Source organism: Pseudoalteromonas aquimarina (genome assembly GCF_049257255.1).
Taxonomy (GTDB): domain Bacteria; phylum Pseudomonadota; class Gammaproteobacteria; order Enterobacterales; family Alteromonadaceae; genus Pseudoalteromonas.
This window is the reverse complement of sequence record NZ_JBMMUG010000005.1, coordinates 61,837-84,802: the sequence shown is the minus strand read 5'-3', so window position 1 is coordinate 84,802 and position 22,966 is coordinate 61,837. Positions and strand designations below refer to the sequence as shown.

19 protein-coding genes and 1 other RNA gene are annotated in these 22,966 nt (G+C 39.8%); 12 read left to right on the top strand and 8 right to left on the bottom strand.

Going from position 1 to position 22,966, the window contains the following annotated elements:
• The first annotated feature begins 177 nt into the window (after positions 1-177).
• The 6 genes from AAEU29_RS13570 (at position 178) to AAEU29_RS13545 (ending at position 6,543) form a co-directional block, all read left to right on the top strand.
• On the top strand, positions 178-2,253 hold the full coding sequence (locus AAEU29_RS13570) for a TonB-dependent receptor plug domain-containing protein (RefSeq protein ID WP_421973860.1): 2,076 nt from the start codon (positions 178-180) through the stop codon (positions 2,251-2,253).
• A gap of 577 nt (positions 2,254-2,830) precedes the next feature.
• A complete protein-coding gene (petA, locus tag AAEU29_RS13565; protein WP_100914267.1) occupies positions 2,831-3,421 on the top strand; it encodes a ubiquinol-cytochrome c reductase iron-sulfur subunit in 591 nt (196 codons plus the stop codon).
• Positions 3,421-4,686, top strand: coding sequence for a cytochrome b (locus AAEU29_RS13560; RefSeq protein ID WP_421973859.1), 1,266 nt, complete (start codon positions 3,421-3,423; stop codon positions 4,684-4,686). The genes petA and AAEU29_RS13560 overlap by 1 nt, the downstream gene beginning before the upstream one ends.
• Complete coding sequence (locus tag AAEU29_RS13555; RefSeq protein WP_421973858.1) at positions 4,683-5,420, top strand: cytochrome c1; 738 nt, start codon at positions 4,683-4,685, stop codon at positions 5,418-5,420. Before AAEU29_RS13560 ends, AAEU29_RS13555 begins: the two co-directional genes overlap by 4 nt.
• Before the next feature lie 77 nt (positions 5,421-5,497).
• Entirely contained in the window at positions 5,498-6,121 is a 624-nt protein-coding gene (gene sspA / locus AAEU29_RS13550; RefSeq protein WP_421973857.1) for a stringent starvation protein SspA, read from the top strand.
• Positions 6,121-6,543 carry a ClpXP protease specificity-enhancing factor gene (locus AAEU29_RS13545; RefSeq protein ID WP_274763360.1) on the top strand — a complete coding sequence of 141 codons (423 nt, stop codon included), beginning with the start codon at positions 6,121-6,123 and terminating at the stop codon, positions 6,541-6,543. The genes sspA and AAEU29_RS13545 overlap by 1 nt, the downstream gene beginning before the upstream one ends.
• A 64-nt stretch (positions 6,544-6,607) precedes the next feature.
• On the opposite strand, the gene AAEU29_RS13540 is transcribed toward AAEU29_RS13545, so the two are convergent.
• Genes AAEU29_RS13540 through AAEU29_RS13510 form a run of 7 tightly spaced genes read right to left on the bottom strand, consistent with a single transcriptional unit; the run spans position 6,608 to position 12,735 of the window.
• Positions 6,608-7,867 (bottom strand): TRAP transporter large permease, encoded by a 1,260-nt coding sequence (locus tag AAEU29_RS13540; protein WP_421973856.1) that lies wholly within the window; start codon positions 7,865-7,867, stop codon positions 6,608-6,610.
• Positions 7,854-8,318: a TRAP transporter small permease gene (locus AAEU29_RS13535; RefSeq protein ID WP_421973855.1), complete on the bottom strand. Its 465-nt coding sequence runs from the start codon at positions 8,316-8,318 to the stop codon at positions 7,854-7,856. Before AAEU29_RS13535 ends, AAEU29_RS13540 begins: the two co-directional genes overlap by 14 nt.
• The gene (locus AAEU29_RS13530; RefSeq protein WP_421973854.1) at positions 8,302-9,270 is read right to left on the bottom strand and encodes a TRAP transporter substrate-binding protein; all 969 of its coding nucleotides are present in this window, start codon (positions 9,268-9,270) and stop codon (positions 8,302-8,304) included. The genes AAEU29_RS13535 and AAEU29_RS13530 overlap by 17 nt, the downstream gene beginning before the upstream one ends.
• A 48-nt stretch (positions 9,271-9,318) precedes the next feature.
• A complete protein-coding gene (dolP, locus tag AAEU29_RS13525; RefSeq protein ID WP_274763365.1) occupies positions 9,319-9,882 on the bottom strand; it encodes a division/outer membrane stress-associated lipid-binding lipoprotein in 564 nt (187 codons plus the stop codon).
• Positions 9,882-10,469, bottom strand: coding sequence for an SIS domain-containing protein (locus AAEU29_RS13520; protein WP_421973853.1), 588 nt, complete (start codon positions 10,467-10,469; stop codon positions 9,882-9,884). The genes dolP and AAEU29_RS13520 overlap by 1 nt, the downstream gene beginning before the upstream one ends.
• A gap of 1 nt (position 10,470) precedes the next feature.
• Complete coding sequence (locus tag AAEU29_RS13515) at positions 10,471-10,842, bottom strand: YraN family protein (protein WP_421973852.1); 372 nt, start codon at positions 10,840-10,842, stop codon at positions 10,471-10,473.
• A gap of 15 nt (positions 10,843-10,857) precedes the next feature.
• The gene (locus AAEU29_RS13510) at positions 10,858-12,735 is read right to left on the bottom strand and encodes a penicillin-binding protein activator (RefSeq protein WP_421973851.1); all 1,878 of its coding nucleotides are present in this window, start codon (positions 12,733-12,735) and stop codon (positions 10,858-10,860) included.
• A 63-nt stretch (positions 12,736-12,798) separates the two neighbouring features.
• Between AAEU29_RS13510 and rsmI the strand changes: the two genes are divergently transcribed.
• The gene (gene rsmI, locus AAEU29_RS13505; protein WP_421973850.1) at positions 12,799-13,680 is read left to right on the top strand and encodes a 16S rRNA (cytidine(1402)-2'-O)-methyltransferase; all 882 of its coding nucleotides are present in this window, start codon (positions 12,799-12,801) and stop codon (positions 13,678-13,680) included.
• 35 nt (positions 13,681-13,715) lie between these two features.
• An RNA gene (gene rnpB, locus AAEU29_RS13500) (RNase P RNA component class A) lies at positions 13,716-14,079 on the top strand.
• Positions 14,080-14,400: 321 nt separating this feature from the next.
• On the opposite strand, the gene AAEU29_RS13495 is transcribed toward rnpB, so the two are convergent.
• On the bottom strand, positions 14,401-19,446 hold the full coding sequence (locus AAEU29_RS13495) for a S8 family serine peptidase (RefSeq protein ID WP_421973849.1): 5,046 nt from the start codon (positions 19,444-19,446) through the stop codon (positions 14,401-14,403).
• Positions 19,447-19,810: 364 nt separating this feature from the next.
• Between AAEU29_RS13495 and AAEU29_RS13490 the strand changes: the two genes are divergently transcribed.
• Genes AAEU29_RS13490 through AAEU29_RS13475 form a run of 4 tightly spaced genes read left to right on the top strand, consistent with a single transcriptional unit; the run spans position 19,811 to position 22,918 of the window.
• A complete protein-coding gene (locus tag AAEU29_RS13490) occupies positions 19,811-20,653 on the top strand; it encodes a MipA/OmpV family protein (protein ID WP_421973848.1) in 843 nt (280 codons plus the stop codon).
• A 15-nt stretch (positions 20,654-20,668) separates the two neighbouring features.
• Positions 20,669-21,034, top strand: a complete 366-nt coding sequence (locus tag AAEU29_RS13485; protein ID WP_421973847.1) for a DUF3019 domain-containing protein — start codon at positions 20,669-20,671, stop codon at positions 21,032-21,034.
• 2 nt (positions 21,035-21,036) lie between these two features.
• Positions 21,037-21,714, top strand: a complete 678-nt coding sequence (locus AAEU29_RS13480; RefSeq protein ID WP_421973846.1) for a response regulator transcription factor — start codon at positions 21,037-21,039, stop codon at positions 21,712-21,714.
• Positions 21,715-21,718: 4 nt separating this feature from the next.
• A complete protein-coding gene (locus tag AAEU29_RS13475; RefSeq protein WP_421973845.1) occupies positions 21,719-22,918 on the top strand; it encodes a sensor histidine kinase in 1,200 nt (399 codons plus the stop codon).
• Positions 22,919-22,966 lie beyond the last annotated feature (48 nt).

The window sequence follows — 22,966 nt, the reverse complement described above, 5'->3', positions numbered from 1 at the left end:
TTTTTACTCGGGTTTTTTATTGCCTAAAATTCCTTCTTTTCAGTTGTTATCAACTTTCTAAAAGCCTTGTTACGCCAGGCTACATTTATCAACAATTTCCCACAGTCACTTACAGTGTAAAGCAGTAAGATTCTCACGTTACATACTTTACTGACAAAATTGTATCAAGGAAATGATATGACTTCTTTTAAACGCGTGTCTCTGGTGGCAATGGCTGTTGCTATGGCTTTTGCTAATTGTGCTGTTGCAAAACAAGCGGAAACAACAGAAATCGAACGTATTCAAGTAGTTTCAAAACGTTCAAGTGTACTTACCGAAATTACCGAAGATGCTGAAAAGTTAATTAATATGCCCGGTGCTTTGGGCGATCCATTACTTGCTGTGTATGCATTGCCAGGTGTCGTTGCCGCAGGCGGTTCAATGGGGGAGCCTGCGGTGCGTGGTTCTTCGCCAGATGATAACTACTTTGAAGTTGATTTTATGCCTGCGGGTTATATTTTTCATGATTTTGGTAGTTCGATTTTTAACAAATACTTAGTACAAGACTTCAGGCTTTATTCTGCAGGTTATGGCACCAGCTTTAGTGATGCGACCGGTGCAGTTTTTGATGTAACACTGCGTAACCCAAAGAATCAGAATATTAAAACCACGCTTGACTTTACCATGTTTAAGGCCGGTGTATTTGTAGAGGGGGCGATAACTGATGATATCGCTTTTTATCTTTCTGGGCGCAAAAGTACACTGCCGTTATTTTTCTCTGAAGGGGATGAAATTGAAGACGAGGATGGTGAAAGCACAGGCATTACAGTAAACGATGCGCCTGATGATTACGATTACCAAAGCAAATTTGTTTGGGATATTAATGCTAATAATGTGCTAAGCGTGCTGTTTACAGGTGCTGAAGACAGTGCTGCTGCAAGCTTTAGTGAGCGGGCTGATTTGTCACTCAAAAATCCTGACTTTCAAGGTGATGCGGAGTTTGCACGGGCATTTGATAGCCAAAATATTATTTGGGATCATTATGGTAAAGGTTATCAAGCTAAGTTTGGTGTTGGCTCGTTAACGCATTCAGAACGCTTAGATTATGGCCGGAGTTCAATAACTCCCAAAGGGTATTTTGAGGAAGAAAAAGAAGATTTAATCACTTATAAAGGACGATTAAATTTCACGTTTGCAGGTGATGACTTACTTACTTTAGATGCAGCGTATTTTGATAAAACGATTAGTTATGAATACGATACTTTCTTATATGTATGTACCGAACTTGACCCAGATTGCGAACTTGCTAAGGGAGAGCGCATAACAGGGATAAGAGAGGTGGATATTGGTAGTTATTTTGTTGGAGCAAATTATCAATACACAATAACCGACTCGTTAATTGCAGATATTGGTGTGCAGCATCAAAAAAATGATTATAGCGACGAGTCGTTTACTCATCCTCGTTTAGGGTTAACTTATTATATCAATCAAGATCAGTCTGTTTGGGTAAAATATGGTGGTTATAACCGCTTACAAGATATCGGCACGATATTAGAAGATACAGGAAACCCAAACTTAAAATCACAAACAGCAAATCAGTCGGTTTTAGGATATCAGCAGTTTTTGGCCGATGATTGGAGTTGGTCAATAGAAACCTATTACAAAACCATGGATGACTTGCCGTTAGCACTGACTGAAAAAGATACGGATCAAGACTTACGTTATAGTAATGATGTAACAGGGCGAGCTTATGGTGTTGATTTACTGATAAATAAAAACAAAACCGATCGCTGGTACGGTTGGATGAGTTTAAGTTATGGCAAAAGTGAGCGCACCGATGAGCGCCGTAACATCACCCGTGATTATTATGCAGATACACCGTTGGTGTTTAACATGGTGTTTAATTATCAAATTAGTGAGCGTTGGAATGGTGGTTTTAACTTCACAGCACGCAGTGGCCAATCTTACACACCTATTGTAGGGGTTCGTGAAAATCCTGAATTTGAAGGGAATTTCTTACCTGAATACGGCGAACCATTTTCAGAACGTTTCGACACATATCATCGTTTAGATGTGCGATTTGAACGCAAAACAGACTTCTTTGGTCTAGATGCGTTACTCATTTTGGAAGTAATGAACTTATATGCCAAAGACAATACCGCGTACATTGATCTTGATTACAGCAAAGTAAAATCGACCGATGATTTGATTTTAAAAGAAGAGAGCGATGACTTTGAAATGCGTCCTTCCGTTGGATTTAGTTTCACTTTTTAGTCACAAATTAGTCTAAAGCGAGGAATTTCCTCGCTTATTTCATTGGTTAATCCTCCCGCAGGTTGCTATACTCTGGCTTGCATCAAATGTGGCCAGAAAAGCATAATTTAGCGACTAATACCAATTCACTTAAGTAGCTGATCATCCTAGCGGATTAAATATCATGCTAACTGCGTTAGAATTTATCAATGTAGAACAACTACATAAGAAAAATTCCGCCTTGTTATCATTGCATTTATCCTGCGCTATCCCTGATCACATACTTAACAGAATTGGTATAATAACTTTGAATTTCACACTTACTTTTGCAGAGTTTTGATCTCTATCAGGACGCGCTCACTCATTTTTGGGTAAGCTCTGCAAAAGCACAGAATTTTCACAGTTTTAGGCTGTGTGTTCGTGATTTCAAATAAATCGAACTAAAATACAATTTAATTGTGCTTGAAGACCCGTATAACCTTGTTTTAATCAAGGGTTTTATTTATGATCGCACCTATTTTGTAAAGTCAAAATTTAAACTGCTGTAACTGATGTTCTCAATATGGCAAGTGTTGAGAATCATAGTGGAGATGAGTGGATGAGCAATGCGCCAGTAGACAATAGCCGCCGTCGCTTTCTAACTATCGCAACTTCTGTTGTTGGTGGTGTGGGAGCTGTAGGGGCTGCTGTTCCTTTTATCGCGTCGTGGAACCCAAGTGAGAGAGCAAAATCTGCAGGCGCGCCTGTAGAAGTTGATATCTCAAAGCTTGAGCCAGGGCAATTAATTCGTGTTGAGTGGCGAGGTAAGCCTGTTTGGGTTATCAATCGTACACCAAAAATGCTTGAGCAGATGAAAGCTCACGAAGGTCAACTTCGTGATCCTAACTCTGAAGAGCCACAACAACCTGAGTTCGCTAAAAATGCGTACCGTTCGCAAAAAGAGAATATCTTTGTTGCTGTTGGTATTTGTACTCACCTGGGTTGTTCACCAACTTTCCTTAACGGTGGTTTTGGTGAAAAGGTTGAAGGTACTGAAGATGGTTTCTTCTGTCCTTGTCATGGTTCTAAGTTTGATATGGCTGGCCGTGTTTTCCAAGCTGTACCAGCGCCATTAAACCTAGAAATCCCTCCTTACTCATTCATTGATGACACCACTATTATTGTTGGTGTGGAAGAAGGGGCTGCGTAATGTTTGCAAATATTATCGATTGGATTGATCAACGTATTCCGATGACTCGCGTATGGAATATGCACATTGCTCAATATCCTGCGCCAAAAAACTTTAACTTCTGGTACTTCTTTGGCTCACTAGCCATGTTAGTACTTGTTAACCAAATCGTAACGGGTATTTGGTTAACAATGAACTTCGTACCATCAGCTGAAGGTGCATTTGCATCAGTTGAATACATCATGCGTGATGTAGAATACGGCTGGTTACTGCGTTATTTACACTCTACAGGTGCATCAGCATTCTTCGTTGTTGTTTACCTGCATATGTTCCGTGGCATGATCTACGGTTCTTACCAAAAACCACGTGAATTACTGTGGTTATTCGGTATGTTTATCTTCTTAGCGCTAATGGCTGAAGCATTTATGGGTTACTTACTACCTTGGGGACAAATGTCTTTCTGGGGTGCTCAGGTAATCATTTCACTATTCGGTGCGATTCCGGTAATTGGTGATGACTTAACGCTTTGGATCCGTGGTGACTACGTAATTTCAGGTGCAACGCTTAACCGCTTCTTCGCACTTCACGTTATTGCACTACCTTTAGTACTTGTTATCTTAATTTTCTTACACATTATTGCACTTCACGAAGTGGGTTCAAACAACCCTGACGGTGTTGAAATCAAGCGTAAGAAAGGCACTGTTGCTGAAGAAGATAAAGCTAAATTCAAGTTCCATGAATATTACACAGACAAGAAAGATATCGTTGATGCGATTCCGTTCCACCCTTACTACACAGTAAAAGATATTGTGGGTGTGGTTGGTTTCTTAATCTTGTTCTGTTGGGTTGTTTTCTTTGCGCCAGAAATGGGTGGTTTCTTCCTTGAAGCACCAAACTTTGAAGCGGCAAACCCGTTGAAAACACCTGAACATATTTTCCCAGTTTGGTACTTCACACCATTCTACGCAATCCTACGTGCTATCCCTGATAAGCTACTAGGTGTAATCGCGATGGGTGCATCAATTGTTGTGCTTGCGCTATTACCTTGGATTGACCGTGGTAAAGTGAAATCAATTCGTTACCGTTGTGGTTTCCACAAGTTAAACATTGCTCAGTTTGTTGTTACTTTCGTTATCCTAGGTTGGGTTGGCGCAACACCACAAACAGACTTTAAAACTGTGTTATCACAAATTACGACTGTAACTTACTTCATGTTCTTCGTATTACTGTTCTTCTACAGTAAAAACGAAAAGACTAAGCCAGTGCCAGAGAGGTTAACGAAATGATGAAAAAGCTAATTATCGGTTTATTCGCTTTGTTGCCTTCATTAACAATGGCAGCAGGCCCGTCGGTTCCTCTTTTAGAAGCGAACCATGATTTAACGGATAAAGCGTCTTTACAACGTGGTGCTCAATTATTCATGAACTACTGCTTAGGTTGTCACCAAATGCAGTACCAACGTTATGAGCGCACATTCCGTGATATCGGTATCCCAACAAAACTGGGTGAAGAACAGCTTATTTTTGATGGTTCAAAAGTAGGTAGTCACATTCTTAACGCAATCGAAAAAGACGATGCAGCTAAATGGTTTGGTGCTGCGCCACCAGATCTAACATTAGTAGCACGTGTTCGTGGTGCAGATTGGATTTACACTTATTTGAAGTCTTTCTATGTTGATGAAAGCCGTCCATTTGGTGTAAACAACACTGTATTCCCATCAGTGGGTATGCCACATGTACTGCAAGAGTTACAAGGTGTTCCTACTGCACGCTTCGAAGAAGTTGAAGAGCACGGTGTTAAGGTTAATAAAGTTGTTGAAATTACGACTGATGGTTCAGGCGAAATGAGCGACGACGAATATGACCACGCTGTTCGTGACTTAACTAATTTCTTAGCGTATGTTGGTGAACCAACACGTCTACAGTCAGAAGCAATTGGTTATAAGGTATTAGGTTTCCTAGTTATCCTATTTATCCTTGCGTTCTTACTGAAGAAAGAATACTGGAGAGATGTGCATTAATTTGCACACTTTTTAGCACAAAATTTGTAATAGGGGCTTAAGCCCCTATTGCTGTTTTTAATATACTGGAGGAAAGCATGGCTGTAGCTGCCAATAAGCGCCCTGTGATGACACTGTTTTCAGGTGAAAACTGTATGTATAGCCACCAAGTACGTATCGTACTTGCAGAGAAAGGCGTGAGTGTTGATATTCACCTAGCAGAAAAGGACAATTTGCCAGAAGCGTTACACGAAATTAACCCTTATGGCACAGTACCGACCCTGATTGATCGTGAGCTTGGTTTATACGAAGCAAACATCATCATGGAATATCTAGACGAGCGTTTTCCTCATCCACCATTAATGCCTGTATACCCAGTGATGCGTGGCCGTAGTCGTTTAATGATGCACCGCATCGAAAATGACTGGTATAGCCTTGCAAAGAAAATCACAGCAGGTGTTGATGTTGAAACTTCACGTCGTGAATTAACTGAAGGCCTACTAGCAGTAGCACCTATTTTTGGTGAAGCGCCTTACTTTATGAGCGAAGAATTCAGCTTAATTGATTGTTACTTAGCACCATTATTATGGCGTTTACCTGAGATTGGTATCGAGCTTACAGGTCAAGGTAGCAAAGAAATGAAAGACTATATGATGCGTTTATTTGAGCGTGAGTCGTTCCAAGCATCATTAACTGAAGCTGAGCGCGAGATTCGACTTTAATGACTTCAAATCGCCCTTATTTACTTCGCGCTTTTTTTGATTGGATTGTAGACAATCAATGTACGCCGCATTTAGTTGTAAATGCTGACTTTCCAAATGTGATTGTGCCAATGCAATTTGTACAAGATGGACAAATTGTACTGAACATCAACCCAACTGCGGTTGCGCAATTTCATATGGATAATCACGAAGTGAGTTTTAATGCTCGCTTTGGTGGTCAGCCGATGCGTGTTGTTGTACCTGTTGGTGCAGTACTTGCCATTTACGCACGCGAAAATGGTGAAGGTACGGTGTTTACACCTGAAGACTTTTCAGAGTATGAAGAGCATGAGGAAAATCCATTAGAAGAAGTGTCGACTGAGGGCGACAATAATGATGAGCCGCCGAAAAAACGTGGTTCACATTTGAAAGTGATAAAGTAAAAAACGCTACAAAAAAACCGGCAATTGCCGGTTTTTTTACATCAACCAATCAATAACATCATACTTATTTGGTAATGATTTGTGGGAACATCACCAACAGACAAAGCATCATAAGCATTATTAAAAAGTAAGGTATACAAGCGCGTGCAAGCTGTGAGAGTGATGCATTGGTAAGCGACTTCAATACAAATAAGTTAAAACCTATTGGCGGCGTGATTTGTGATATCTCCACAACAATGACTAGATAAATACCAAACCAAATAAGGTCGATGCCAGCAAGTTCAACAATCGGTAATAAAATGGCTGCTGTTAGCACGATTATTGAAATCCCATCTAAAAAGAGCCCCAAGATAATAAATGCCAAAGTAAGGCAAAGCAGCAATTGATAAGTACTGAGTTCTAAACTTGCAATCCAAGTGGCAAGCGTTGCTGGTAATTGTAAAAAGCCCATAGCAATTGTGACAAAGCTTGCTCCAAGTAAAATCAATAATATCATTGCGCTAGTCATGGCTGCATCTATAAGACTTTCTTTTATCAAGCTAAACGACAGTTTCTTCTTAGCTTTTATCAAAATAAAACTACCAATAATTCCGAGTGCTGCAGATTCACTTGGCGTGGCAATACCAAAGTAAATCGCAGATATAACAAACACAATCAGTGAAATAATGGGTAAAAGCTGCCAAGGGCTGCCCTTAGATGTTGCTTGAAAGGTCGCTTTTGGCTGTTTAAAACCACGAATAGCAATATAGCTTGAAAACATTAACAGCAAGATTAAGCCAGGTAAAATACCCGCGATAAACAGATCCGCGATTGAGATATCGGCTGCGACACCGTAAACAATCAGAATAATAGAAGGTGGGATCAAAAGGCCAAGTGTGGCAGAACCTGCGAGGGAACCATAAATATCTTGCTCGTTATAGCCGCGCTTTTTTAGTTCGGGAATTGTCATACGGCCAATTGTTGCGGCAGTTGCCGCAGAAGAGCCTGACAGAGCAGCAAAAATACCTGAGCCAAACACATTAATATGTAGATGCCCACCCGGTAGTTTCTCGAGTAATGGGCTTAAGCCATTAAATAGATCATCGGCAACTTTCGCTTTATAAAGTAATTCACCCATCCAAATAAATAAGGGCAGTGCGATAAGTGACCAAGGTGTTAAATGGGCAAATGCAGTGCCTGCAAAAATCAATTCAATAGCAGTGTTGTTATTAAGCATTAGCGCGATCAGTGCAACACCAATTAGGCTAAAGCCAATCCAAACACCGGTGAGTAGTAATAGGGAAAAAACAATCGCTAAAATCGCGCTCAAACTAACGATGTCCACGAAGCACCTCCCATCCTTTAAAACCTATGGTCACTGTCATTAGCACGCTGGCATAAACTAATATAGCCTGAATAGGCCATTCTAAAATTGCGATTTCACCACTAGATACTTCTTTAAATTGATAAGAATCGAGCGTGAGTTTTAAAAGTGCATACGAGATAAAGCAACTCACCACAGTGGCAAGCGCATAGCTTATTAGTTCTGCTAAATGACTTAGTTTGGGGTTGTTAAGCTCAAAAATTAGCGAAACGCGAATATGCTTGGCTTGTTCAAAGCTGTACCCCAATGCCAAAAAGAAACTGCAGATCAATAAATACCCTGAAATCTCATTAAGCGAAGGAATATATAAATTAACTATTCTCAAAATGACTTGCAGTAAGACAAGGGTAAAAATAGCAAAAATACACAGCACACTTAGCAGCGCATTAAAGCGATTAATTTGGCTGAACATGTTGCGCCTCCATGTATCGCTTGAAAGTTAAGTTTTCGCTATCGCTTGCACTTACTTGCCACGCTTGTGCCATTTTTTTACCTACACTACTCAGTGCTTGGCTAAGTTGCGGTGTCACAGGAACTATTTGCATGCCCTGCTGTTGTAGATGATTTGTCATTAGTGTGGTTTGTTGCTCTGCTCGTTGCCAAGCAAGCTTTTGAAATTTACTAGCAATCGCTTTTAGTTTGTCTTTGTCTTGCGGTGACAAACTGGCATAAAGCTGATGATTCATTATCACCATATTTTTGGGGATCCAAGCATTGATTGGTGTGTAGAATTGACTAAATTGCCATGCGCGGCTTGAAACGCCTGTTGCAGGAGAGGTGATCATTGCTTCAATCATGCCTGTGGCAAATGCTTGCGCAATCTCTGCGCTTGATACACTGGTAGGGATCATCTCTAAGTGATCGGTTAACTTTGCAGTGATTGCGCTGTAGCTTCTTACTTTTAAACCCGCTAATTGTTCGCTTGAAGTGATAGCTTTTTGTGTGAATAAACCTTGAGTTGGCCATGGGTTTGCAAATAATAAGTGTAAGCCGTCTTTAGCTAAACGGGTTTTCAACTCTTGTTGCTGAACTTGCCAAAGCTCCTTCGCGTCGTTAAAACTGGAAGCAATAAAGGGCAGATTATCCAGCTGGAAAATTGCGGCATGATTACTAAGTTGCGCAATAAAAATTTCGCCAAACTGGATTTGATTAGTGCGAACTGCACGATAGATTTCGTTGTGCTTATAAAGGCTTTCACCGCCATGAAAGACAATGTCTAAAGAGAGTCCATTATTTAGCTCAGAGATAAACTCTTTAGTTGTTTGAGTAACGTAAACTCGTTCACTGTAAGGTGTGGCAATATGTAGCTTGGCATGCAGCAAATATGGTGAGAAAAACAGTATAAAAAGTAAGATGATGCGCATTTTTTTGTTCTTATTTTATTAAAAAAGGCGCATTAAGCGCCTTTCGTTTTATAGGTATTCAAATACTTTTATGACCTTTTCGACACCAGAAACATGACGAGCAACGTCTGCTGCTAAATTAGCTTCTTTTTCGGTTACCAAGCCCATTAAAAATACTTCACCATTTTCAGTTATGACTTTAATGTCATTTGCACTTACATTTTCTTCAGAAACTAACATGGTTTTCACTTTTGACGTTAACCACGTATCGTGTGTTTTAGTGCTCATACCGGTGATATTGCCAATCCGAATTTGATTATGGATTTTTTCAACACCTTGAATTGGTTTTACAATAGCTTCAGCTTTTGCGCGCATCTCAGTAGTAGGTGTTTGACCAATCAACAGTACACGGCCATTTAAACTTACCACAATGATGTTGCTAAACTTAGCCAGCTGTTCGTCATCTTTTAATGCCAAAGTTGCTTTGATTTCAAGGTTATTATCATCAATTTGCGTGCCTAAGGTACGGCGGTCGGTCGCTGAGGTTACAGCGCCCGCAGTGCCAGCAACAATTGCAGCACTACAACCTTGTAATAGTAATACTGACGCAATAAATGCGAGTTTAAACTTCATTAACTATCATCCTGTGGAAATAGGGTTAGATCGATTAATTCACTTAAACAATGAATGTTAAATAAGTGAGATTCGATAATTCTGCTCGGTCTTTTTGATGGTACGCGAATTTCAACGTCGTTAGGGCCCAGCAAGCCGGCTAATTCACCACCATCATTGCCACTAAGTACAATCACTTGCATATCTTTTGTTAGCGCAGCTTCAACGGCACTGATAATTTCTTTTTCATTACCAGTTACGGTAATTACCACTAAAAGGTCGCCAGGTTGGCCGTAAGCGCGAACTTGACGTGAAAAACTATCGTTTATTGCAGGTGTTGCATAACTTGATAGGTGCGTAAGCTCGCTGCTAAGTGCGATGGCAGGTAAACAAGGACGCTCTGTTTCGTAAAAATTTACCAGTAAATTGGCAAAATGAGCAGCTAACATATAGTTATTACTGCCACCACAGCAAAGTACCTTATTGCCATTAATTAGGCTTTGTACAATTGTAAAAGCAGCTGATTCTAGTGCGCTAGGCAGCGCTTCACCGGCAGCTATTTGGGCTTGAATACTTTCAGTGTAAATTTCTTTAACGAGTTCTTGCATACTAGAATGCGCTTTTTATCCAAGTAAATTGATTAGAATTTTGCCCATTTATGGCAACAAAGTCGACTCTAAATGAACAATCTTCTAGGCTATTTTGTTTCAAATAATAATAAACAGTACGCGTTAATTTTTGCTGTTTTGTTTCAGATAACGCGTTAATTGCACCACCAAAAGCGTTTGATTTGCGAAATTTCACTTCCACAAACACCAGAGTGTCACCGTCTTTCATTACTAAATCTAGTTCACCATAACGGCAACTATAATTGCGTGTAACAGCCTGCAAGCCCTGTTGTTTTAAGTATTGCTCTGCTTGCAGCTCAAAAAAATTACCTTTTTCTTTACTGTTTTTGAATAACTTTGAGGTCCATCCCATAGTATTCCTTTCGCTTTATAATGATGCTTCCTGCGTTTCTTGCTGATGGTTTTTAATAAATAGTGGTGTTGGCTTTTCTGACTTAATATCCAGTGTCACTATTTGCTTTTCTTGATACTGCGCCCACTTTAATTGTCGCTCAACATCACCATCTTGATTTACAGTAAGGTTGCCGGTTAGCCCCGTTAAGGTTTTTCCGGGAACCATTTGTAATTGCCTTAAATGTGGGATCAGTTTTACAGCATCAAAACCCATGGCAAATAACTGTTGCTCTAATGTTGATTGCTCAGGCCAAATTTCATCAAAATCGCTACGCAATGCTTGTTGCTCGCCAGCTAAAGGCAGCATCCAAGGAATTTCAGAAAAGTATAAACCAGCTAAGTCTTTCTTATCTGTTTTATCAGATTTTATATCGTGGCTACGTGAGCTGGCAAAAATAGGAATGCGTTTGGCAAATGGCGAAATATTCACATCAAATGAAGGCTTTAGTAAACGTGTCTGAGTGGCGTCTGCGATGATGTAAATAGCATCAATATCGCGGCGCGAACGTGGCTCATCATGTAACTGGCCTTTAAACATCAGGCTGATTTCTTTAATGCGCTGCTTGCTTTTATCAACTTCCAAAAGTTCTTGCACCATTTTTTGAACATCACGTTTATTGGCATAAAAACCAACCTGAGGTTCATTTTCAGAGAACTCTAACCATTGATTAGTAAAGTGATTAGCTAAGCGTTGTCCTAATCGATTGCCTGGAGCGATTACTAAAGGCTTCTTAAACTCTTGATTTACAAAATGGTAAACAGCTTGCGTTACTTCATGTTCCGGATTTAGTGCAAATGCAAAGTGGTCAATCGACTCAAGCGCTTGCGGTGTAGTATTTAGGAACATGGTTGGGTAAGCATCTAGCGTACCGGCTTGTTGTAGTTTATCGATATTCGCTTTAAGCAATGGCCCAATCACAAAATCTGGGTTGAGTTGAGATAGCTGTTCAGCAATTAGCTCTGCACTTTGTGCGGAATTAATAAAATGTAATTCGCGATCTGGATGGTTTTCTGAAGCGGCTAATACACCTGCTTTTAATGCCTGAGCAAGTGCTTTTTGTTTACTTTGATTGCTCGGTAAAATCACCGCTACTTTATTAACGCGTATTGGCTCAACATCAATGATTTTTTGTAGGTTATCTGGCAGTGCAAAACTTGCTGGATGATTAGCATAGGCATAATTCCATTTGTTTAATGCTGCCTGCAATGAAGTTGCATCGCCAATATAAAGCTGAGTATACAGTGCCAGGCTAACCCAGCCGCGCTGTATACTGCTGCCAGTGTTTAAAGCTTCGAGTTGTTTAATTGATAGCTGGTTAAGTACTTGCCACAACGCTTTATTTACTTTATCGGCGTTAAATTCGTGCTTATTGGCGGTTTCTGACGCGCGAATTAGATACGGAGCAGCTTGATGTGGCAGTGTTTGTGCAGCGTAAATATTGCCGTAAATTTCTTGGTGCAGATAAAAATGCATAGGGGAAGAAAGCTTTGCATTTAGTGATTCAAGTGTGCGTAATGCTGCGTGGTAATCTTTTTGCTGAGTGTAAGCTAATGCGATATATAACTGATTACGCACAGAGTCTGGGCCATCTGAAGCAATTAGTAATTCACAAATGGTGATAACTAATTGCCAATCTTGTTCTTCTATAGCGCGATCTCGAGCGGTATAAAGCAATTGAATTTTATCAAAATCTCTTTTTGTTAACGCTTTTTGATATAAACTTTGCGCATTGAGATCGGCCTCAACGCTAGGCTGAGTTTTGACCTGTTCAACAACAGGTGTTTTTTCAGTTGTACTACACGCTGATAACAAGGAAAATAGAGCTGTTAACCCTAATAGTTTTAGTCGCACGCTGATCTCAGTCTTTTTCTATCCAATTAGGTCATATATTACAAACTGTTGTAGGAGAGCTCAATGACAAATAATCAGAAACTAAGCAATTTAGGAACATCAGACCAAGATAACAGCCAAGGTCAGTTATTTGTCGTAGCAACTCCAATTGGTAATTTAGAGGATATAACGCAGCGCGCACTAAATGTTTTGCAAAGTGTTGATATTATTGCTGCTGAAGATACCCGTCATACCAATAAATTATTAAGCCACTTTTCAATTAAAGCAAAAGTGATCGCCGTGCATGATCACAATGAAAAACAAAAGGCCAGTGAGCTGTTAGGTTGGTTAGAACAAGGTTTAAATGTTGCATTGGTATCAGATGCAGGCACACCGCTAATTAGTGACCCTGGCTATGCTGTTGTGAATTTATGTCGTGAGCAAGGCGCATCGGTAAGTCCGATTCCAGGTGCGTGTGCGGCAATTGCTGCGGTATCGTGTTCAGGCTTACCGACAGATCGCTTTCAGTTTATAGGTTTTACTCCAGCTAAAAGCAAAGCCCGTCAGGAGTTCTTTGTTGATGCTCATAATTCAGGCATGACCAGTATTATGTACGAAAGTACTCATCGAATTATGGCAAGCTTGGAGGATTTAAAGGCGGCTCTTGGGGATGAACAAAAAGTTGTGTTGGCAAAAGAGCTAACTAAAAGCTTTGAAACGTTTTTTAGTGGTACCGTCTTAGAATTAATCGCATTTTTAACTGAAGATCCAGTTCGCCAAAAGGGCGAAATTGTACTTATGTTGCCAGGTAAACAAGTCAGTAAAAGCGAAGTTTCACCAGAGGCAATTAAGCTAATTGAGTTATTACAAAGCGAAATGCCACTTAAAAAAGCCTGTGGCATTGCAGCTGATTACTTTAATTTAAAGAAGAATGCGCTGTATAAAGCGATGTTAGAGCAAGAATAACTAGCAGCAAAGCGTTAAATCCGTATAATAGCGCCTGAGTCAGCCAGATAATCGCTGCTTTATCGTTGTACTTTCGGGTATACGGGTAAAGGGGAGGAAAGTCCGGGCTCCATAGGGCAGGGTGCCAGCTAACGGCTGGGGGGCGCGAGCCTACGACAAGTGCAGCAGAGAGGAGACCGCCAACTTCGGTTGGTAAGGGTGAAAGGGTGCGGTAAGAGCGCACCGGGCCACTGGTAACAGTTGGTTGCAAGGTAAACTCCACCCGGAGCAAGACCAAATAGGGTTCCTTATGGTGTGGCCCACATCGGAACCGGGTAGGTTGCTTGAGCTTAAGAGTGATTTTAAGCCTAGACGAATGATTATCCACGACAGAACCCGGCTTACCGGCTGACTCAACAAATTCAATAAAAAAGCCCAAGCGTTTAGCTTGGGCTTTTTTATATCTACATTTGAAAGCTTTAGATATCTAACGCTCTATTTAAGCGCTGAATAAACTTTATTTTATAATTGCTTCCTAAAGAAGTTCATTCAAAAAAATCTGAGTAAAATTTTATCATCAAAGATTAATTCAAATTCTAGAATTTGGGCCATGAGGCAACATAGTCTTCGATTTTGTATGAATATATTTTTAAAGTTTAAAATTCAACAATCACTCTAGCTGATAAAGCATAAAAAAAAAGGCCCAATGTGAGCCTTTTGTATTGCATAAGAAATAACTAATTAACGTTTACGTCTAAATAACGCTAATGGACTTAGCAATAATAACCATACAAATGAACCTGAACTTGATTTTTTAGGCTTCTCAATTTCTTGAACAGGGGCATCTTTACCATCAGAAAGTACCGTCAGATTAAAGTTGCTTGATACAGCATCAGACGTGTTTTCAATGTCTCGAACAGTTACTGTTACTTCGATCTCTCCATAAAAGTATTGTTCAGGTTTGATAGTTACATTGTTTCCGTTAACTTCTGCAGTCATATGATCACCAGTTACAATGATTTCATTTGCAGAGTTGTGCTCATCTACATAAGTTACATCGAATGAGATTGCTTGATTTTCATCTGTTGTCATATCGTCAAGCTCTACCATCACAATATTGCTTGGCACTGAAAGTGTATGTGACTTAACAATGGTTTCCATGCCATCAACTTCAATTGTTGCTGTGAATTCCATATCACGTCCAGCTGATGTTGATGAGATATCAGCCCATGCAGTTACTTCAAATCGTGATGATTCAGGACCTACATAATCCATACAGATCACCATGTCATCTTTAACAACATCATCAACTTCATTAAAGCTAATTTGCTTGCCAAGGTAAGCACCTAGTGGACCACGTGAGTATGATTGTCCCTTAAATCCTTGAATACCAATACTACCGCGCGCATCTGTTGAACCGAAATCAATATTGTCGTATGCCAAGTAGATCTCATGTTGGTTCTCACCGAAGCGAGTAAATGGTGTGAAAATTACTTCAAAGTCGAATGAATTGTCGCGTTTAGTCCATTCGTATGAGCGCGTAGCACGATCATAAATTGGGTCGCCATAGTCAGCTGCATTATCCCATTCTATGATGGCCCAAGTTCCGGTTGTTGCAAGAGTAATACCTTCTTGTGCACTTAAGCCAACACTCATTACATCATTTACGAAACCAGGGAAATAACCACGCCATAGTGGACCAATGCTCTCATACGGGAATGATTCGTAAGGGAATTGGAAACTATAAGGTGCAAAGTGACGAGTTGGACCGAATGATATCTTACCATTACCATGCACAGACATAGTGCCATAGCTTACATTTGATGCATCTGCATTGTTGTACAAATGTACATCATCAATACCATTAAATAGTGTGTTAACTGGTAGGCTATAACCACGGTCGAATGTGATTAGATTATTCTCATCGAAGCCTGATAAGAGAGGCATCAATCCAAATCTTGAGAGGTCAACATAACCCCCTGGGTTATTGTTGCCAAAGTCTGGTGTTCGACAAAATTCATCAGTAATATTGTTGGTTACGATGTAATCAGGTTTCACATCGCGAGTATCTTCTTGTATACCTGATACAATCAGCTTACCATCGGCTACTTCAATGCTCACATCGCTACGCGAGCTCAACACATTTTGTGCATTTATATTCATCCCTTCAGGGATATTTGCAGTGAAGGTAAAGTTACGATCACTACCTGTGTTGTTAGCTAATACTTCAAAGGTAAATGGTACTTGCTCACCTGTTTTTGCTTTGGTTTGCGGTACATCCAAGTGAACACGGTCAACACCACGCTCTAGTTTGAATGGAATAGAACCAATGTTATTTGGGTTTACACTCGATGTACCAACATCAATCAGGCTGTAATAAACATCATCCAGATCCATATTCATGTTCCAAGAAACATGCATATCTACTGTGTTAATACCATCACTTGAAGGAAGTGACGCTGTGATAGCACTATCAACTTCATCGTTCACAACTGCAACTGCATAATCGAATGTTTCTTCTACACCTTCATAACCTCTGTCATTGTGGTTATATAATATGTACCAGTATTCACCCTCTTCAGGATTATTGATGTTACAGAAGTTGTCATAGATAACGTGGCTAGATGCACATAAAATTTCATCCTGAGGCTGAATTTTTCCATCACCATTGTAGTCTTTACCTACATAAACGCCTGGGTTACCAACAGCTAATGTCTTTTCAAGCTCAGACTCCACACCTAGAACTTCAACAATTAAGCGCTTAGCATTTGGTCCAACCGATATCATACCGGTATGTACCGCTTCATCTAGAATATCGGTTTCGTCTGCTTCAGTTGTACGGTTAAGCGCCCATGGGAAAGTACGATCGTCATCTTTTGGAATTGTAGCTGTTTTTATGTCAGCTTTTACTGGCTTGTATGCACGCGCTACAGGGCTATCTACTAGCGGCATAACTATATCTTTCGCTACGTAGCTCTCGTTATTAGCATGGGCAACAGCGTTAAGGCGTGAAGGTAAATCGCCACGGTCGTATTTGAATGCCATTGGCCAGTGTGCGTCAGGAATATTATCTTCTTGCGCTTGGAAAATAAGGTTGGTATGTAACTCCACTTCAGAATTAGAGAACCAATCTTGCGTGTCCATTACGGATGCTTTAACAACAATTGTTTGTGTTTCGCCTGCTTTTAGTGAAAACGTTTTTGGTGTTATTTCGATATTTACGCCGTTTTGTGCCGATTGCGAACGCATATCAAATGCCCAATTGACAACATCTTCGTGACTCACGGTCCATGTGCCATCTTTGGTTGCTTTAACAGTTCTTACCCATTGACACTCAGGAGCACAAGAAAAATCAACTAGATTAGGCATGTTTAACTGATGTGGTGTACCACCGTTAAAAGGATCAGCCGCTAAAAAGTTTGCGGCAGTTTCATCCATAACAAGGCCTGATTTTACTGCGTTTTCAACATTGATGCGGCCTGTGCCTGCACGATAGATTTGTGCTTTATCAGATTCACTGTTTTCTTGATTAAGACGCCAATATTGAACTTCATTGTCAGTTGTCATCATTAATGCTGATTGCACTTCAGAGGCAGTCCAATCAGGATTTGCTTGACGAATTAGCGCCATAGCACCTGCTACGTGAGGAGACGCCATAGAGGTACCACTACTCATGGAATAATCCATACCATAAGGTGTCGAAGCGAAAGGATGTTCATCAGAGTATGCGGCATAGATATCAACACCTGGCGCTGCGACTGTAGGTGCTAAAATTTCAACATTGGAGTATGATGGGCCACGTGAAGAGAAATTAGCCAACCAATCAGCCTTCGACTCATCAATGCGGCGGACGGTAACCGTTGGTTTAATAGAGATCATGTGGCCTTGCTCGCTGAAACTATCCACCCAATCTTCTAATCCGTCATTTGGATAAACCCCATTCCATTGGTCATACGTTAAGTGAACTCCTGGAATTGAGTAACTTTCTGGAACAGTACCTTGATTGCGATCTCGGTTATACATAATAAAACCATCAGCGCCTCCAGCTTTAACATTATCAACTTTAGCTGTTCGTGCGTTGGCATTAGGATCGGTAGCATCATGGCGCTGACAAATTACAATAACATTGGTGTCACCAGCTGCTGCTCCAGGGATCTCACTTCCGTCTTTAAAGAAGTCAAATGTTCCAGCAGGATATTCATTTACGCAGTATCCATTTGAATCTTTATCACCATTGATGTCTTCGTAGTCTTTGGCCCAAACGACTACCCCAGTGATTTCTTCATTATTGATTGCGCCGCCTATTAAACCTATGTCGGACCAGCTTGGTACTTCTGAGCCCATTTCAGGGTCGATAAAGCCTGCGTATTCAATACTCGTTTCAATTTCTACTTCGCGGCCATGTGTTGTTGCTGCAACTTGTGCTAACCAAGGTGAGGAGTTATCTAGGTAACCCATGCACTCAGAACCACCACATACACCTGTACCTGAATTACCCGCAGCTGCCGCAACATTAATACCAGCCTCACGAGCTGATAAAAATGCCAGTTGAACAGGGTCAGCCCATACATTAGAGTCAGCACCGCCGATTGAGAAGTTGATAACATCAACACCGTCTGAAATTGCATCTTCTATACCAGCAACAAGAGCTTCGCCCGGACAGCCCCTATAACCTGAATCATTTGAAGAATGGCACACCTGATAAGATATAATATTTGCATGTGGAGCTACACCAGAGATTTCAGGAAACAAGGCTTCTTTGATGATTTTTCCATCAAGTTCATTTCCTGTACCTGCCACCATATACGGAACATCTTTAACCACGTTACCTGCAGCAGTAGAAGCAACGTGTGAACCATGGCCTTGGTAATCTTCACCGATTGCTGGCCAACCAGGGATCATCGCTGAGAAACTATCTGTAATTATATCGTATGATCGCACGCCGATAAGTTTGTCATTACACTGAATATGTTCTTTATCTTCAACGCAATCACCCACATATTGATTTGGACCCCAAGGGTTAGTGTGGTCATAACCATCACCGCCTAAATCTGCGAAAGATGGGTGATCAGAATTAACACCAGTATCAATTATGCCGATAATTTGACCTTCACCTTTGTGCTTGATGCCTGCTGTAGCAGCGCCAGACCATACTTTATCAGCATGAATAGTCTTAGGACCTTCATCGCTTAGAAGATCGTAATGCTTTGAGCGCATTACTGAAGCTATGCTACCTAAGTTGGCTATACGCTGAGCTTCTTGTTCAGTCATTTTGACTGAGAAGCCGTTAATCGCTTTTGTAAATTGACGACGGATTTCTGTACGCCCTGTTAGGGCGGTCACTTCCTGCATAACACTTTGTTGCTTTTTACGCAGTTCCTGTTCATACATCGAAACAGCTTTTGAAGTTGTTTGTCCGCGCTCAAAAAGTTTACCTTTGTTGAGATTCATTGTGCGAGTGAGGGCTGAACTTGGATCTTTTGCAGCAACAGCGACAGACGCATCACGAAGGCGAACGATGTAAATGTGTTCACCCTCAATATTTTCTTTAACAAATTTATTTGCTTGTGCATTTAATTGTACGTTAACACCATTATTAGCTGCGTCAGTTGTACTTTGTTCGTTTAATTGCTTTTGTAGTTCTTGAATGCTTTCAAAGTTGAAGCTAGGAGCTTTTAATTTGTTGTTATCATAATGACTTTTTAAATCTTCCTGCACAGCTGCATATAGTGATGTTGCGCTAAATAACGCGACACCAACAGCAGTTGCTATTGTTGTTTTTTTCATAATAAACCCTAATTAGCTTTGTTATTGAATTTGATGAATCCGAAATAATCGGAATTTTTAAACGACTCGATTCAATCACATTACTGAAGTGGGTCACTAACAACTCTATGTACATTTTTGTACATCTTGGTTACAAAAATTTAACTGTTTAAACATCTTGGTTTTATTTATAAAAATTTTATTTTTTGTAGCAATTTGTACTGCTTGTAGAGTTGTCTTAAATAAAATGCTATACAAATTAAAGTGTTATATTTTTGTGTTGCAAAAGTCTTTTTTTGCTATGAAAGATTTCAAATACCCATCTTGCACTCTTGTGTTAAGTAATTAAGATTTAATCACTACTTTATGTGAAGACTATAAAATCATGAGAAAAAACATACTCTTTGTATGTGCGTTGCTATTTATTTCAAAAATTGCGCATAGTAAAGAAGTAGATAATGGACAATACATTGAGGTTGGCGCATTAGAAGCGTCTTTAACTTTTGGTTATGGTGGTATTGAAAACCCTATTCATGGTGCTGAAGATATAGTTTCTTTTGTTCTGCCACATCTCGCTTACTATGGTGAAAATTGGTATTTCGATGATTTTTCTCTAGGCTACAGTGTTTACCAAAATAGGTCTGTTTATTTTGATGTAGTTGGAACATTTAATGAAGATGGCTTTTTCTTTGAACTTGATGGGATCGATAAGCTATTTGCTATAAATGGGTTGCGAGATTTAAATCGACCAGGTCGACCGCCGGTAATTCCTGATTACCTAACGCCTATTGAGCGTAGTATTTCGTATCAAGCTGGATTTGCCTTTGGCTATGCAAATCGAGGTGTGGGTATCGAATTAACTACATTGCACGATATAAGCAGTGTTCATAATGGTTCTGAAAATAAATTGGTTGTTTATTATGCTAACACTCTTTTCGGTGGGCAATTTTTAGCCGAGGCGGGAGCTACGCACAAAAGCAATGAGTTAATAGAATATTATTATCGCATCAGGCCGTCAGAGTCAGTATCTCGAATAGTTAATAGCTCCTTAGGTGGAAGTGCTATTAACTATCATCTAAAACTAGAGTATCGATATCCTATAAACGAGCATTTCAGCTTTATGTTGCGCATTTCAAATACATGGATTGATAAAGATTTAAGTAATACTCCAATGTTTGGTGCAGACCAATACTTATCTGGGTTTTCTGGAATAACGTTTGAATTTTAACTATTTAAATATCACATGCTATTAGAACATTTTGTAGCTTTACTTTTTATACCAACAGCTGTGCTTGGACCAAGCCTAGAGGTAACTCCGCACACCTGTATTTATGAGGGTAAAGTACCTAAGTGTGAAATGAACGTGAAAGTTACAGCATCTGCACCTGGTAACTCTTCATTATGTATACTTATCGAGTTACCAGAATTCGTACCAAGATGTTTTAATGAAAGTAAACTGTCAACAAACTACCACATAACGTTAGAGTCAACAGTCAATGTTATTCTAACAAATGAATCTGGCAATATTCTTGTGCAAAAGAAATTAGTGGTTGGAAAATTGAATCCTAAAAACTATCGTGTTAGAAGACGTTTTGGATGGGGGATATAGCATTGAGTCATCAAGTTCTATTAATTGAAGATGATAAAGAATTAGCCAGCTTAATAAGCCGCTTTTTACAAAAAAATGGACTTGATGTTACCATCGTAAATACATGCTCTCAATTTATGGCAAGTTATAGTCATTTTAACCCCGACCTTATTTTATGTGATGTGATGCTACCAGATGGCAATGGCTTTGAGTTGTTTCCATTTATTAAAAAGCATTTCACCTGCCCAGTGTTGTTTTTGACAGCTTTAGACTCTGATAGCTCCCAGATTAAAGGTTTAAATCTTGGTGCCCATGATTACTTAATAAAACCAGTTCGCCCTGAGTTACTACTTGCGAGAGTGAATAGTTGTTTGCGCCTTAGTGGTAAAGGAGAAGCATTCAAAGTTATTGGCTCTTTGCAGCTTGAAACAATTCAACGTCAGTTAATATACAACAGCCACCACATTAGCTTGAATGAGGATGAAATTAGTTTAATAAAGCTATTGATTGAAAGTTATCCGACACCGTTGTCGCGAGAAACCTTATTTAAAGAAATTATCGGGCGAGAGTATGATGGTCTTGATAGGGCCGCAGATCTTAAGATTAGCCGATTAAGACGAAAAATAAGAGAGCATGATATAGAGGAGCTCGATATTATTTCAATTCGTGGAGAAGGCTACTTGTTGCAGGTACCTTCTTAGTATTATGCGTAAGCAATTTTTCCGCCTTTATGCGTTTATTATATTTAGTGTTATTGCGGTGCTTACTGCTTTTGGGCAGATATATCAAAATTATTTGAATGAACAATCTCCGGTTATTGCTCTCCCTATTTCACAAATATCTACTTTGATAGAAAATAAAGATAAAACGATGAGCGTACTGCAGCAAAACGAGCTTGTTCTTCCGTTATCACTGCAACAGCAATTGATCGACTCAAGAATGCTGACTGTCAGTCAAGATGAGGGGAATTATGTTTATTTCTTAGATGACCAAGATAATAGCAATAAAGTGTTTCGTTTAGGACCAATCACAGTTGCTCCACCGCAAGATGAGCACAATATTTATTTTTTACTAGCCTACAGCACAATTGCTTTGTTAGTAATGTCGTTAATTTGGCCTGTTTTTAGAGACTTAGCATTGCTTAAAAGAGCTGCCCGACAATTCGCAAAAGAAAAAAGGGCTTTTCAGACAGCGGTTAAACCAAGCTCAACAGTTTTTCCTCTTGCGCAAAGCCTCACAGAAATGTCCGAAAAAATAAGTAAGTTTATTCAATTGCATGAAGACTTATCTCGTATTATTTCCCACGAAATCCGTACACCGCTATCGCGAATGCGCTTTATGATGTCATTACAAACTGATATTGATAAAGAGTTGGAACGCACTATTCTCAATAATATAGACGAAATTGAAAATCGGTTAGGTCAGTATTTAGACTTTGCGCGAGTTGAATATCTCAGTAAACCATTAGCAATTGAGAGCATTGATGCGTTTGAGTTTTTAAGTGGGGAAGTTACCAAAAACCAAGTGTTTACAGATGTTAAGATCGAAATACAGGTTTTTGAAAAATGGCTTAATTGCGAACCTACAAGCTTTGCTATTTTGGTTCAAAACCTATTGTTTAATGGTGTTAAGTACGCTCAAAATAAAGTTGTTTTAAGTTTACAAAATCAAGGTAAAAAGCAGGTTTTACAGGTATACGATGATGGTCCTGGACTACCAAATGATGCTGATTTGTTACTGGCTCCATTTTCATCATCTAAAGAAAGTGCTGTAGCTAGTGGTTATGGCCTTGGTTTGTATATTGTGGAGCGAATTTGTCACTGGCATGGCGGAAATTTAATACTTAGTACTCACCCAGAAACTGGGGGCGCTCTGATTACCGTAGAGTTGCCAACAAAAAATTAATATTCTTGTTATCTGTTTTTAAGTTAAATCTAATTTATAGTTTAATTG